Below are 14,283 nucleotides of genomic sequence, written 5' to 3'. Positions count from 1 at the left end.
AGATTATTAAACTATCAAACTAGATGCTTAATTTATGATTTCATTTTAGCATAGTATTACTTAATATTAACAATCATTTGACATATTACCTCTATTCGGCAGGTTAGCGCAACTAGAGATATATATTTTCATATTCCCCTCCCATGAGACTCAATATTTTCCAGTGAATTTCTTCCATATTCAGTATTTCTGACTTTGTTTTCCCTTTTTTCTGCGTTATAAGTTCTGTAATTCCCTGAAACTTGAAAAATATCCATCTCATTGTTGGTCTTTTTGTTGGTTTTCCTTTCTGATCTGGAACCGTTTCATTTTTTTCTTCTAATTTTGTCCTTAATTTCCATTCTGCAATAGAATAAATCATTAAGCATAGAACCATTACCATTGTCAACGCTTCAATTCTTGATTTATTCTTGAGGTACACCTTCGATACGCTAAAGGTATCACTTTTCAAAAATCGGAATCCTTTTTCTACTCTATCCTGTCCTTTGTAATACTTCAGCATCTCTTCAGGAGAAAGACTGATATCATTACTTGCAAGAATGAAAAGTCCCATTTTTTCCATTTCTTTTAAAACAAAAGCATCATTAACCTTTATAATCCCATCAATCCTGTAATATGTCTTTAATTTCTCATTTTTCAGAAGTCTGCCTCTTTTACCTTTTTCACGTTTTTTAATGGTTTTCAAATCTACTTTTTCAAAAAGAACGGAAGGAAAATCTGCAATCCATTTTTCTGCTGCTTTTAATGCATCTTCTTCACAGAAAAAGTCATCTCCTGCCAGCTTTTTAAGCGACTTTTCTGCTTTTTCCAGCTCTTTTTCAAGCTTCCTTCTGAGAGTTACCTCTTTCTTTTCTTTCATTTTATGAGAGAGTAACAAAACCCACTTTTGTTTGACTCCACCATAATCCACAAAGGTTTGATAAAATGAGTATCTATCGTCGCTTTTCAGTGGCTTCAGATTCAAGTTTGTATTTAGCAGCTCCTTTGCCTCAGTAATTGTTGCAGGAACACGACTTATCCAGAATGACTTTCCTATATTCTTGATATTATTGTCAGTGTAAAAGGAACTATCAGCTACATAGTACACTTTGCTTTCAGGTCTTAAAGACGATTTGAGAGACTTGATTGCTTCCAGAATTGTGTTTTTGTCTGAAGCATTCCCTGAATGTGTGTTCATGAAAAGTGGTATCCCATGCTGATTAACAATCAAGCTCAATACAAATTGTTTCAGGTCCCATCTTCCATTTTTGGGAATTCCAAAAGTAATATCAATAGACTCAGTTTCCTCGTTATCATAATCCCCAAAAACGCTGACACTTGTAGTGTCAGCGTGTAAACGATGGACAGGAATCGGTAGACGAGCCATAATGTGAAGAAAGTTTATGCAACAGCAAGAAAAGTAAGTGAAAACTTCAAGGAAAATATGAAAATTGTATTTGATGATTATCTGGGAAAATGGAATTATAGAGCAATTCCAGAGATAAAAATTTGAACTTATATTTCAAGCATTCCTTAGCTCTGATCCAAAGGCTATTGAGTGAGGAGAGAGAGGCTTTTTGGGTATTATAAAAGGGAGACAGGGTTCACAAAATATAATAGGCTCCGAGTACGTCAGTGAAAATAGATGAATATATTATTGAAATATACAAACTAGTCTAAAAATTCAAAGACATGCTCGTTTCCATGCCTATCTTATTTTTCCAAAGTAGTCAACACTAAGTGCTTTAACTGTATAAACACCAAATGATCTAGTTTCTGTGCTACAAAGTTATAGCCCATACCAATTTAAGAAAAACATCAAAATCTTATATTCTATATTTACTGATTAGTCAGCAGATTCATAATGCATATCATAATACTCATTATTAACTTTTATATAGTTAGTTCCGTTATTGGATGATATTTTCCCAAACTCCGATACATTTTCATGATAGTTGGAAGGAACTTTAATATTTTTTCCTGGATTCATCACCGCTTCTTTAACACAGGGATATTTCTCAAGGTCTTCTAAATTGAACTCTATATATCTCTCTGGTGGATCCTGAAGTTTATCTGCCCTGATATACATACCTGCACCGGGCTGATAAATCATTAAAAAGAAGATTAGAACTATTGCTAAAACCACAAGAAAAGCTGCGATTAAGGGTTTTGTTTTCGTTTCCATACTCTCTCCAAGTACATAACAAAATAAAATGTAGGATTAAATCCTACACAAACAATTTAAAAATGATTTCTATTGGTTTCGATGGTTTGATCGCAGTCTACACACCAGTTAGCTGTTATCATCATATTAGCGTAAGTCATTATACAGACAGGACCAGTATACCCATGATCTGGACAATTATAATTATGTGATGCTTCATGTTGCCCAAGATGCCAATCCCAGTCTGCAGTGATCTGATGTTTCATTATCCATGCATCTCCTCCATTGTAATTCATCGATTCACTTAGACCTCTTTTATCCATACTTTGATCGGTAAAAATAGCAAGCATATCCATGCCTTGATGGTTAGAATTCCACCCTGATTCACTTTGTGCTTCAGCGAGAAGTGCGCTACTACTATCCTCACTGTCAGTACTATCCCATGTTGAGTATTTACCTACCACAAAATTTATATTATGATCATTATAGAATGCATCATCGGCACCTTCAATGGTGTTGTATGCTTTAGTTTGCCAATTACTTCCAAAAGTGCTCCGATATTCTTCATCTGCGATTATCCAAACATTAACTGTATTTGTAGTCGTTGTTTGTGCAATTGATGATTGTAGATTAACATTTTTTGATGAGATATTTCCTATTATTATTTTCTTTACGTCCTCAGGATAATTAGCAGGAAGATTTTCCAAGTCCTTGGAGTTTTCAATTTTCACAGGTTTAATCTTTAGATCTTCCTCTATCATTTTTCTTACTGTTTCGTTTTTCTCAGCGAGGGCACGACGTTCATCACCACTAAGCCGATTTAATTCGTCACCCTTCTCGAACCAAGGGTCTCCAACAGATTCATCTTGACATTCTTTTGCAGTACTATTTGTTGCACTCACAGCTGGTACAAGTATCACGTTCACCAGCATTATCGCCAAAAGAATTGTTTCTGCTTTGAACTTCTTTATTGTCACTTATTTTTGCCTCTTCTCTTTACTCCCGAGGCAGGATCCGGCAAACCTTAAGAATTCTTAAAGCTATCATTTCCTTGCCTCAAGGCACGTGGAGTTCAAATCTACTCTGGAAGGTTTGTTTGAACTCCACATTCAAAAGCAGTTTTAATCTTCTTCTATACATTTATTACGTTGACGAATCTTAATCGATCTGATTAACATTCATTAAACCGACACTTTTTTTCATCAAAAATTATGAAGTTTCAGGGTTTGAACTGACAGAGTAATTTTGACTTACGTTTTAACAAAAATAACACTGTTTGTCTATTCACTAAGCAAGGAAATTAGCAAAACAAATACCAAGATAAGTGACTCAACAGGAAATAAAAACATATATTGTATTAGAGGAATTCAATAAGAAAGAAGAAAAAATCTGTAGATGCGGCGACGGAAATGAATAGCTTTGAAATTTATTATGAAATGGAAGATAATCTCCAGGCCATATACAGGTCAAGACTTCTAACCGAGATACTTCTATCATTGAACGAAAGCAGCAGAAAACTTTCCCAACTGCGTGAAATTACCGGAAGTACATCCCAGGCAATAATTCCAAAGCTAAGAAAACTGGAAGAAGATCATCTAATAGAAACAAAAGAACGTGAGTACTGCCTAACTCCTGTAGGAAAAATTGTGGCTTTAGGAGTGGCGGACTCTTTTGCAACAGTTGGGACCGTCAGCAAATTCAAATATTTCTGGTCTACGCATTACATAGAGGGAATTCCCACTCCATTGCTAAAAGAAATTGGATGTCTTTATAATTCTGAAGTTCTCTATGACAAAAGAACAAAAATTCTTAGTGTCTACAGCAACCAGTTAAAAATAATTAAAAACGCAGATCATATCTACGGCATATCATCCGTAATAACTGAAGAATATGCTGATTCCATCTTGGAAAAAGTTAAAGAAGAAACCTCTGTTGAGCTTATAGTTCCTCTTAATGTTGCAGAAGAATTAAAACAGTCGCCTTATGTAGAGAAACTGCAGGTACTGAAAAGTTATAAAAATTTTCAGTTAAAATCTAAGACTGAAGACCTTAGAATAGGCCTAATTGTTACGGATAAATGCCTGGTCTTAAGCCTATACAAGAAAAGCGGCACTGAATATGACATAACTACAGGTTTGTTTAGCTCTGATCCAAAGGCTATTGAATGGGGAGAAAGGCTTTTTGAGTATTATAAGATCCACTCGGACGCGAATTTACATGGCAATTATGCCTTATGACGAGTTTTTTCAGATCAAACATACTTGAACAGGTCATCCCTCTTCATTTCGTGCAGCCTGTCCCGAAGCAGACCTTTTAAAGCTTTTATGTCTCCTTTTTTGGCGCTGATAGGAGCTATTATATGCTTCCAGTTCTGCCAGGGAGACTCAAGCCCGAGTCGAATTGCAATCTCGTCAAGAAGGGAACCGTACTCGCTTTCTTTTACCTTATCCATCTTGTTTGCAGCAATAATGGTATCAATCCCGACTTCCCTCAGGAAATCGAACATTTCAACGTCTATCGGGATCTGGTCCTTTGAGTCCCATCGGTCTACTATCTGCGGGAAAGCCGGGCTGTCTATTACAAGCACTCCTAGCTTGATCCTTTCGGCATTCTCTTCGATATAGTGCACGGTTTTGTCTTTTACTATGTCCTGCTTTCGGTCTTTTACTCCACTCATGAAGCCGAAGCCAGGCATATCCGTGATAAGCAGATCCGAGACCTGGACGTGCGCAGGGCGTAAGGTAACCCCAGGGCGTTTTCCAACCCTTACTTTTGCTCCGAAGAGTTCCCTTAGTAACGAGGATTTGCCCACGTTTGAACGGCCTACAAAGATAATCTCAAAACTTACCCCGCTTTCAGCTGCAGTCTTACTGGTTTCCATTTTTTACCTCCAAGTCTTCTCAAAAAACTGCTTGCCCGCAAGCCTTTTCTCAAAAGACTTGTTTTCAGATTTAATTCTGAAAACATGTTCTGGTGAACGTAATTCTTTTTATGCTGTAAAAAAATAAAAGAACATAAATCATCCGGTAAGCCTTGTTACAGGCTGCCTTGATGTATCTTCACTACACTTCAGCTTTCTTTTTGTCCTCTTTTTAGTCTCATTTTCGGTCTTGCTTTTAACCTTCTTTTTGGTCTTCGACTTCTTGCTTTTAACCTTCTTTTTGGTCTTCGACTTATTCTTCTTTTAATCTTGCGCTTCCGTTCACTTGACGCTGCCATGGTCAGGTTAATTGAACCTGTTGAACTGCTATGCTCAGTTCCCTGCTGTCTTCGCTTTTTAACTCTGGAATCTCACTTGGAATTTCAGACCCTTCTGGCACATGCAGAAGAATGAGATTTTCGCCTTTCTTTAAGCTAATTGGAATAGATGTCCTGGAAAAAACTGTACTGATAGTTTGCCTATCTTGAAGAACTTTGCCATTATAAACCTCGAGAGTTCTTGGACGGTGAAAACTGCATGCATTAAAATTTAGTGTAGCGTTTCTAGAACTATTTGAACAAATTGATATTGTAGCATTATTTGATATCCATCGAGTGGGTTCTAGATCGAATTTTTCCAGTGAGTTCCATCCGCCTTTTAAAATCATAAATGATTTTAGAGGCTCTTTTTTGACGTGATACACAATAAGAGAGTCCTGTTCATAGGTTTTTCGTTCCGCGTCGAGATTCGTTTGGATTAGTTTCTCGGTAAAGTCAATTTCTCTGTCATTCATATAATTTGTATGCAAAACAATATACGAGATATTATAATAATTTAAAATGGATGTTCCGACTTTATCGATATCTTGGTCCAGGATATCATCAGTAAAAGGTTGCAAATAGGTTAATTCCCTTACCACAGGTGTATTTAATTCAAAATTTCTCGCAGTAGATGGATACCTGGCAGCCCAGTTACCTATAACAGGCTTTCCATGTATTGTCTGGTAATAAATAATGGTTGAACCTGCTACATAATCCTTAGTTGCTGGGATTTCAAGCAATGCGTAGCTATCTCTATCTTGTGAAATTTCTTTATAAAATGAAGGTTCATCGACAGTTGATAAAGATACAGGAACTGCCAGATATTCGAAAATTATCAAACTGGTTATTACAATTGCGGCCACCCTTTTATTAATCCTGTTATTAGTAATCCTGTTAGATTTTAGCAGTTCTGACGCCCCATAACCCATTAAAACTGCGAATGAGAGCGAACCAATTACAAAAAATCTGCCGGTTGTCCGGCAATTGTCCAGAAATGGAATCAAATTATACAAAACTAAATACGGAAGAGGAACAGTAGTATTGAATTCTGTAAACGAGGTCTTACCGTTTACATGAAGAAGTGGGCCAAGGCTGATTATCGAAAAAGACAGGGCAGCTATCAGCCAGAATTTTACATATTTGTTTCCTTTCAATCTATGAACTGCAAACAAAGAGAGTAAAATCACAGCGTATCCGATAAACATCGTGTTTTCACTGATATTTCCTGAAAAATTATTATAAATCGCTGTCGTAATATTCCCAAAAACGGGATGCAAAACCGAAGGAATAAAAAAGCTCAGTAAATCAGCTGAATACCTAACCGTTTCAGAGGGATTTAATTTTAAAAAGTTATTACTGGATGTTGCTGTTAGAATGTTTTCAAAGGTGAGAGGTATTATACCTATAAATGAAACAAATCCAAATAAAGTGTACTTATAAAGGATTCTTTTCAGCATCTCTTTATAACCTATTTTCTCTATTCTTAAAAAAACATATATTTCATATACAAACAGTAACATCACAAAAATTCCCATAAACACCATATATTGAAGGTCGCTCATGGCTACGAGAATAAAGAATATGCCTGCAAAAAAACTGTTTCGAACTCCACCTTCTTTAAACATTTTCATCAAGTACAGGGCGCAGAAAGGTATCCACTCAATACTGGTTGCCCCAAAATGGCCAAGTGCATGTACAAAATGATAAGGTGAAAAAGCAAACACAATTCCGGCAATGAAAGAAGAGGTTCTATCACCTGTCAGATATCTTACAAGCAAATATGTGCCATATGCACCAAAAATAAATGAGAATAACCATAGTATAGTGTACGCTACGTGAATTTCCATTATACTGGATAACACGTATGATAAGAGTTGATTAAATGCCGACTGAAATGGGGAAGCTGGGATTCCATACGGATAAAATATGAAATAGTCGTGTGTTAATTTTGTTAGGCCAGAGTTAAATATGGCTACTGGAGTATACCAGAGTATCCTTATCCACTGAAATGCGTCTCCGCTTCCCGGAATATAATTGCGTATCTTGAAAACTACAGGATAAGTGAGTATAAAAGTTAGTAAAGTGTATAGTATTAAGACACTGGTGTGTTCTTTCAAACTTTTTTTCTGAAAATTCAATATCTGGCTATCAATTAAGTGTCTTTTTAGCCATTTCTGTGTACCCGATGTCATTGTATCTCTCAGAGGTAAAACTTGATTATCAGTTTACCCAGTTATTTTTTAAGTTTATTTAGGATCAGCCTCTAACCAGTTACTTAATTAATTAATATTATATGTTATTAGGTCTTTATTAATTTTTTTAGTATTTTTTAATTTTTCATTTTTAATTTCTCTTTTTTAATTTTTCTTTATTAATTTTTCATTTTTAATCATTTTAATCCTTTTTAATTTTTCTTTTTTAATTTCTCTTTTTTAATTTCTCTTTTTTAATTTCTCTTTTTTAATTTCTCTTTTTTAATTTTTCTTTTTTAATCATTTTAATCCTTTTTAATATTTCTTTTTCAGGTTGTTTAAAAAGTAAACTTGATTTTACAAATGGGATATTTTATTCGACTATGAGGTTAATTTGTACCTAAAGTTTGAAAAAATATCTTTTGTATATTTAAAGTAAACATTTTCCATAATCAATTGTAGAAATGACTTGAGTTTGAGACAGCTTGTTTTAATCCTTGTTTTTATTCTTATTTTGTATAGAATTTTAGGAGTAATGTTAAGTAAGTAGTCCAGATACTGCTGAGAGTCAGAAGTAAATCTCTATCCTTTTGTGATAAATTTGCTATTTTTGCTGGTTATTTCTCCGGCTATGCAGAAAACTTTCTGAAACAATCTCCATTCGTCTTCGATTAAGTGAAGAATCGTGACAAATTCAGTACTTCTCTAATTTTCATTTTTTCGTTAAGGAGGCTTTTCAATACCTTAATATGTGATAAAAATGCCTTATTGTGTTTCTTTTATCACATAAATATGGATATAGATCTAAAATTGAATTAAAGTCAAAATACTGTATTGATTTGGTACTACAACCTCTTAAATTCCATGTAACTCTCAAGATCAAGGGTTCACTTACAAGTGAAGACATTATTCGTACTGTTGTTAGTTTGGCAGTTGATAAGAATTCCATCCATTCTATCTCAAAACAGTATTCTGCTGTTACTTGTGAAACATCTCTCCGCTACCATCTTAATAAACTAAACATGGACGAATTGATCCCATCCAATGAAAATATACTCCTTCAAAATCCTCTAAAAACGCTAAAAACAGGTAAGTACTATGAATTCGCTGTTGATCTTACCAACGATCCTTATTATGGAAAAACAGACTTGGCTAACGAAAAATATGTAATCCGTAGCCAGGCTAAAAAATCAACAAACTCTTTTTACTCATACATTTCTCTTTACATCATTAACAAGAGCACTCAATATGTCATGAAGAACTCCAAGGAAATGATTTCTCTGGACATTATTATTAATGTCAAGTATCTGAAAGGAAAAAGAGATAAAAAGGGATGTGAGAACCTTGGTTTTGCTGTTTTTGGAGTCAGATGGACTTCAAAGATTTTAGCGAATTACTGAATTTGATTCTCACTCAGTAAGATTTTAAGGAGCATATCAGGACCATTTTTCAGGATCAGAAACTTTACTGGTTGTTTATAACACCAAATTCACAGAAACAACTTTTGTTTTTTGGTCAGCTAAACATTAATCTGCGGATTCGCAGATAAGCAGGCACTCTTATGGACGCAACTGAGGATATAGATCTACACTTTCTACAGTAATAAAACTTATTTGAGCCAGGTAACTGCTTTTTGAGAAGTGTACCACAACGAGTAAACTCCAAAGAGAATTCAAACATATTATAATTACTCCAGGATTAACAATGGTTCAAGCCTTGCAGTATCTTTCCTTGTCCAGTACCCACACACAGAGCAATACTGAAAATCCCTGAAAGTATCATTTTCAAGCTTGGAGCCACACTTTGGACATTTTTGTAACAACATATAGTAATCTCCTGTTTTCCAAAGATATAGATAAGATTAATTCAGAACTTGTTATAAATTTTGAATTACATAGGTGGTTCAGCCATCATAGATTTTTAATAGTTCATAGAGAAATTGTCTATGAATTCGGCTGAACCTACAATGAAGGTAATTTGACATTCAACAGGTGCTATACAATTTAGTGCATTGATTCCAAAGTATGTAAAAAAATGAATTTTTTGAAAACCACTGAAAGCACGGAAGACACGGAAATAAGTAGTAAAGGCGTGGTTCTTCCGTGCTTTCCGTGTTTTCCGTGGTTGTAATATCCAGATCGAATCACTCTTCGACAGATTGCGTTTTTCGTGTTAAAGAACTCCATGTGACTTTAATATAATATTGACATCGCAGACTATAGTTATTTACTTATTATGTATATATTTGAGAATCGATGCACTAGGTGTCTATTTTTTGAGAGGTGGATTTTAGTTTGAAGGTGTGTTTTGGTTTGAAGTGGATTTTGGTTTAAGGTGTGTTTTGGTTTGAAGTGGATTTTGGTTTAAGGTGTGTTTTGGTTTGAAGTGGATTTTGGTTTAAGGTGTGTTTTGGTTTGAAGTGGATTTTGGTTTAAGGTGTGTTTTGGTTTGAAGTGGATTTTGGTTTAAGGTGTGTTTTGGTTTGAAGTGGATTTTGGTTTAAGGTGTTTGGTCTGAAGTGGATTTTGGTTTAGCATTCGTTTTTCCAGACATCTGGAAAAAAGATGGAAATATAAATTTTAATATACTCCTTTTTTAGCTTCCCGTCTCTTTTCCTTGTTAATTTCCCATCTCACTTTAATCAAGCTTTAAATCTGCCAAAATTTAAGCTTCAGTACTATTATCGGTACTGTTTTCAGGCATTCTTCCGGGGCACATTGGGAAGTTACCTTCGCGCTGCATCGGATTTTGTTCGGGGCCCATTCCGTAACCCATTCCAGGACCTATTCTAGGACCCATTCTCGGCATTCCCTGTGAAGAAGACATAATCTCTTCAAGATCTTCAAGGGACTCAGCTGCGTCGATATTATCCATTAGAGTGGTAAGTTCCGTGATTTTGTCGTTGAGTTCTGTGGCATTCTCATTGCTATCATCGGTTCTGTTTTCACTTTCGCTCACTCTAGCTTGAATGTGTTCGATTTCTATTTCAATTGAATCAACAGCCTGAGTCTTCATATGAGTTAATACAACTTCTTGCAGTTCTGTTGCACTTGAAGCTGCACTCACATTAGTGGATAAGTCCTCAAGCTCAGTTATCTGCTCATTGATCATCTCGGTCCTGTTTTCATCAGTAGTGTTTTCCAGCTGCTTGTTAAGCATCTCAGTCATATTTCCGATTGAGTTGACGATTTTAGTCTGTACATCAGTGTAATTGTCATCAGTTATGTTTTCAACCTGATCAAGATTAAATAATCCAGGCACTCCACAAGGTCCCTGATTCATCCCCTCAGGCCCTCTGTGCTTCCCATTCGGTCCACCGCATCCTTTCGCTGGCACCTGATTGAGCAGAACTTCCTGAAGCTCAGAGGCACTGGATGTTTCACTTACATTAGTATAGAAACTTTGAAGCTCAGTAATTTGTTCACTGATAGAATCAAGTATGTCGGCCCTAACGTCGGTGAAATTTTCTTCAGTTATGTTTTGCGCAGGAACAAATTTTGAACTGTTTTCTGCAGCATAGACTCCTGAAGGGAGAATACATAACACCATTAGTACCGTTGCAAAACGGGAAATTGATTTCAATGATTTTGTCATTTTCATATTCTCATCCATTCTTGACTTATTCATTATTCCATTTTTCTTGCAGGCTCTTCAACCTGTTGACAGCCTTGAAATTAGCTGGCTTAAATATAAGTTTACTTCTCACGATAAAGATATTAAAGGGAATAATTTTTACAAAGAAGCTTTATTATACATTTAAATTCAGAATAAACCTTAAAAAACAAAATTAAAACTTATCGGAGCCCTTAAAAACCGTACATAAAATGAAGAGTATCATTAATTTATTTCAAAGGCTCTTTAGAAGATGGATATATTCTAAAACAAAGATGTTCTAAAACAGAAATAGTATAAAACAGAAATAGTATAAAAGATAAGTATTAGAGAATATAAATAGTAAAAAGTATAAACATTTTAAAATAGTGATACTATTAAATAGAAATGTTATAAGATTATTTGAGCAACTCGCCCATGTTAGAAGTACCTGAATAGAAAAGTACTGAATAGAAAAGTACTGAATAGAAAAGTACTGAATAGGAAATACTCATGCCTGCATTTTAAACAGGTATCTCCAATCTAGTAATGCAGATAAACTCAGCGTTAATTTCTTTTTATACAAGCTTCAAACATTAACTGAACATTTTTAATTATTTCTTCCCAGTCATAGTTTTCAGCTTTGCTCAATGCGGCTTCTGAAGCTTTTCTATTCCTTGAGGCCTTCCCAATTATTTTTACCACGGCTTTTGCAATCTCCCTCTCCTCAATCCCCACAATAAACCCGTCAACTCCATCTTCAACAAGCCCCTGTGCGGCATTATACTTTGCTCTAACCGTCACCACAGGCACTCCGCAGGCAAAAGCCTCGATAACTACCATCCCGAATCCTTCTCGGCTTGAAGGCAGCACAAACACCTTTGAAGCCTTAATTTTTCCGATCAATGCTCCGTATTCCTGAAAGCCTGCAAATTCTACATTCTCGCAAACCCCGCTTCTCCTTGCAAGTTTCTCCAGGGCTGCCTTTTCAGGTCCGTCCCCAACAATACAGCACTTGAGACCTGGAAAATCGGCTTTAAGAAGAGCTACAGCTTTAATCAGCAGGTCAACGTTTTTTTCCTTTATGAGCCGGCCTGCAAAAATGATGTCATAGGCCTTATTTTCAGGGCTAACAGGGTTCATTTCCCAGTTAGGCTCAATCCCAGAGATTCTTTTAAGATCGATCCCGTTAGGAATAACCGCGATCTTATCTCCAGGCACCCCTAGTCCCTCAAGTTTATCTTTTGTCCATTTCGAGACCGCAATATTATTTTCTGATAACTTCGAGACCACCTTCTCGACCAGCAACCCGAAAATTCCTGCTCTTCCTAAATATTCATACCAGTAATCACCCCATACCTCGTGCCAGGTAAGTACTGAAGGTACTTTTTTCAGAATTGAAACCGCTTTTACGGAAAAACAGGAAAAATAGGGAAAGACACTCACATCTATAAGGTCAAAATTTTCTTTCCTGAGCTCAGGGAATAGTTTCGCAGCGAAGATTATTGCCTCGGAAATCGAGCGTCTACCATTAACATAAAGGTTTCGAGCTTTACAGACGCCGTGAAGAGTCATGCCATCATACTCAAAAGTATCTTCTCCTTCCCACCATTTGACTCCGAAAATGTGTACTTCGTGTCCCCTAGCTGAGAGCCGCTTTCCCAGCTCATGTATGCGCATTTCTGCGCCGCCCTTGACCCATGGATAAACAGCATCGTACACAAAGGCGATTTTCATTGAACCACTTACCAGTCAGTGTCCACTTCAAGGAGCATTACGCTTAGGACAATTGCCGAGAAAATCATCTGAAGGCCGATAAAGGCAAATACCATTGAAATAACTGCACTTTTCACTTCCGAGAGAGAGCCATATCCTGAGCTGATCCAAGTGTATACTACTTTTAGCCCGAGCAGGAGGCCTGCGATAAGTATGATTGAACCTGCAAACAGTTCTTTTTCAAGAGAATGATAATTCAGCCATTTTGCAGTGTTTCCCTTATTATTGGGGTACATGCCGCGAATAAGACCATATGTTTTCAAATAACCACCGGTAGATAGCGTCTGTCCTCCGAGAATCAAAAGCATACAACCCAAAATGAAAGAATGAAGCCTGTTTTCTGCCATATCTCCAGTAAGAAGAAGAGAACCGATTATCAGAGCTCCAAGGACGAAAACCACAGCTCCAGGTAGAAAAAGAAAAGGCAAAGGACGGTATAGCATCATAAACCTTATATGCCGCCAGCCATCTTGAAATGAGCGAAGTTTGGAGGGAGCCCGGCGAGAGTAATAGGTTATGGGGACTTCTTTTATTCTCAACCCGCATTTCGCGGCTTCAATTATCATCTCGGACGCAAGTTCCATGCCGTGAGTTTTAAGGTCCATTTTCTCAAGGGCTTCTTTTGTGAAAGCTCGCATCCCACAATGAGCGTCCGAAATTTTCGTCCCAAAAAGAAGATTCAGCATTCCCGTCAGGAAAGGGTTGCCTATATATTGATGCAGCCAGGGCATAGCTCCTTTTTTGATATCACCTTTAAGCCTGGTACCCATTATAAAATCCGCTTCTCCTGCCATAAGAGGGTCCAGGAACTTATCAAGCTCAAGCAGGTCATAGGTATTATCGGCATCGGCAATAGCAATATAGTCTCCTTTTGCTTCGGCCAGCCCTTTGAGGTAAGCGTTTCCATAGCCCTTTATAGGGCCTATTACCTTTGCACCCATTGACGCTGCGATCTCTGCAGTCCTGTCTGACGAGTTGTCAGCAACTATTATCTCCCCTTCTATACCATATTTTTTGAATATAGACTGAGCTTTCTCTATGCAAATTCGGATGGTTTCTTCTTCATTCATAGAAGGCATTACGATAGAAAGAGAAGGCATGTCCAGCTTATAAAGCATTATAGCCTAATAACTATTTTGATACGTTTTATTTATCAGGAATTTGTAGTCCTCTTTACTTTTCAAAGTACTCCCAAAAAGATAAAAAATAAAATCAGAAATCGAACCAGGAAATCAAGAGTACAGGGATAGAAAGAGAAACTCAACTCTTGCTAACAAGCTATATAAGGCATCAGAAAACTAATTTTAAGAAGGGATCCGGATTTTTCCGGGGATCATTAAT

At 36.4% G+C, this 14,283-nt stretch carries 10 protein-coding genes and 2 pseudogenes; 3 read left to right on the top strand and 9 right to left on the bottom strand.

What is annotated here, in order from left to right:
* Positions 1-112: 112 nt before the first annotated feature.
* Positions 113-1,375, bottom strand: a pseudogene (locus MSBRW_RS15190) (IS1634 family transposase); the annotation flags it as partial.
* On the opposite strand from MSBRW_RS15190, the gene MSBRW_RS23970 reads away from it, so the two are divergent.
* Entirely contained in the window at positions 1,370-1,492 is a 123-nt protein-coding gene (locus tag MSBRW_RS23970) for a hypothetical protein (protein ID WP_155398321.1), read from the top strand. The pseudogene MSBRW_RS15190 and the gene MSBRW_RS23970 sit on opposite strands and share 6 nt — an antisense overlap.
* A 333-nt stretch (positions 1,493-1,825) precedes the next feature.
* Here MSBRW_RS23970 and MSBRW_RS15185 read toward each other — a convergent pair whose 3' ends face one another.
* Positions 1,826-2,164: a hypothetical protein gene (locus MSBRW_RS15185; protein WP_011306890.1), complete on the bottom strand. Its 339-nt coding sequence runs from the start codon at positions 2,162-2,164 to the stop codon at positions 1,826-1,828.
* A 56-nt stretch (positions 2,165-2,220) separates the two neighbouring features.
* Positions 2,221-3,120, bottom strand: a complete 900-nt coding sequence (locus MSBRW_RS15180) for a zinc-dependent metalloprotease (RefSeq protein ID WP_011306891.1) — start codon at positions 3,118-3,120, stop codon at positions 2,221-2,223.
* Positions 3,121-3,552: 432 nt separating this feature from the next.
* Here MSBRW_RS15180 and MSBRW_RS15175 point away from each other — a divergent pair, with 432 nt between their 5' ends.
* Entirely contained in the window at positions 3,553-4,380 is an 828-nt protein-coding gene (locus tag MSBRW_RS15175) for a helix-turn-helix transcriptional regulator (RefSeq protein WP_011306892.1), read from the top strand.
* Positions 4,381-4,394: 14 nt separating this feature from the next.
* Here the strand turns inward: MSBRW_RS15175 and engB are convergent, their stop codons facing one another.
* Together engB and MSBRW_RS15165 are read right to left on the bottom strand one after the other, a co-directional pair.
* Positions 4,395-5,024, bottom strand: coding sequence for a GTP-binding protein EngB (gene engB, locus MSBRW_RS15170; RefSeq protein ID WP_011306893.1), 630 nt, complete (start codon positions 5,022-5,024; stop codon positions 4,395-4,397).
* A gap of 340 nt (positions 5,025-5,364) precedes the next feature.
* A complete protein-coding gene (locus tag MSBRW_RS15165) occupies positions 5,365-7,575 on the bottom strand; it encodes a hypothetical protein (protein WP_011306894.1) in 2,211 nt (736 codons plus the stop codon).
* 770 nt (positions 7,576-8,345) lie between these two features.
* Between MSBRW_RS15165 and MSBRW_RS15160 the strand changes: the two are divergent.
* A pseudogene (locus MSBRW_RS15160) lies at positions 8,346-8,957 on the top strand (ISH3 family transposase); the annotation flags it as partial.
* 305 nt (positions 8,958-9,262) lie between these two features.
* Here MSBRW_RS15160 and MSBRW_RS23070 read toward each other — a convergent pair.
* The 4 genes from MSBRW_RS23070 to MSBRW_RS15145 form a co-directional block, all read right to left on the bottom strand.
* On the bottom strand, positions 9,263-9,400 hold the full coding sequence (locus MSBRW_RS23070) for a hypothetical protein (protein WP_011306896.1): 138 nt from the start codon (positions 9,398-9,400) through the stop codon (positions 9,263-9,265).
* 839 nt (positions 9,401-10,239) lie between these two features.
* Complete coding sequence (locus tag MSBRW_RS15155) at positions 10,240-11,175, bottom strand: hypothetical protein (protein ID WP_048103289.1); 936 nt, start codon at positions 11,173-11,175, stop codon at positions 10,240-10,242.
* A gap of 558 nt (positions 11,176-11,733) precedes the next feature.
* Positions 11,734-12,903, bottom strand: coding sequence for a glycosyltransferase family 4 protein (locus MSBRW_RS15150; protein ID WP_011306898.1), 1,170 nt, complete (start codon positions 12,901-12,903; stop codon positions 11,734-11,736).
* A gap of 8 nt (positions 12,904-12,911) precedes the next feature.
* Positions 12,912-14,060, bottom strand: coding sequence for a glycosyltransferase family 2 protein (locus MSBRW_RS15145; RefSeq protein WP_011306899.1), 1,149 nt, complete (start codon positions 14,058-14,060; stop codon positions 12,912-12,914).
* Between the last annotated feature and the right edge of the window lie 223 nt (positions 14,061-14,283).

It is taken from the genome of Methanosarcina barkeri str. Wiesmoor (assembly GCF_000969985.1).
GTDB lineage: Archaea > Halobacteriota > Methanosarcinia > Methanosarcinales > Methanosarcinaceae > Methanosarcina > Methanosarcina barkeri_B.
The sequence above is the reverse complement of the archived record's forward strand: the minus strand, read 5'-3'. Positions and strand labels throughout refer to the sequence as shown.

What these genes read in the sequence shown, in the direction of transcription:
- MSBRW_RS15185 (WP_011306890.1), bottom strand. Translation starts at nt 2,164, where the DNA reads ATGGAAACGAAAACAAAACCCTTAATCGCAGCTTTTCTTGTGGTTTTA.
- MSBRW_RS15175 (WP_011306892.1), top strand. Translation starts at nt 3,553, where the DNA reads ATGAATAGCTTTGAAATTTATTATGAAATGGAAGATAATCTCCAGGCC.
- engB (WP_011306893.1), bottom strand. Translation starts at nt 5,024, where the DNA reads ATGGAAACCAGTAAGACTGCAGCTGAAAGCGGGGTAAGTTTTGAGATT.
- MSBRW_RS15165 (WP_011306894.1), bottom strand. Translation starts at nt 7,575, where the DNA reads ATGACATCGGGTACACAGAAATGGCTAAAAAGACACTTAATTGATAGC.
- MSBRW_RS23070 (WP_011306896.1), bottom strand. Translation starts at nt 9,400, where the DNA reads ATGTTGTTACAAAAATGTCCAAAGTGTGGCTCCAAGCTTGAAAATGAT.
- MSBRW_RS15155 (WP_048103289.1), bottom strand. Translation starts at nt 11,175, where the DNA reads ATGAAAATGACAAAATCATTGAAATCAATTTCCCGTTTTGCAACGGTA.
- MSBRW_RS15150 (WP_011306898.1), bottom strand. Translation starts at nt 12,903, where the DNA reads ATGAAAATCGCCTTTGTGTACGATGCTGTTTATCCATGGGTCAAGGGC.
- MSBRW_RS15145 (WP_011306899.1), bottom strand. Translation starts at nt 14,060, where the DNA reads ATGCTTTATAAGCTGGACATGCCTTCTCTTTCTATCGTAATGCCTTCT.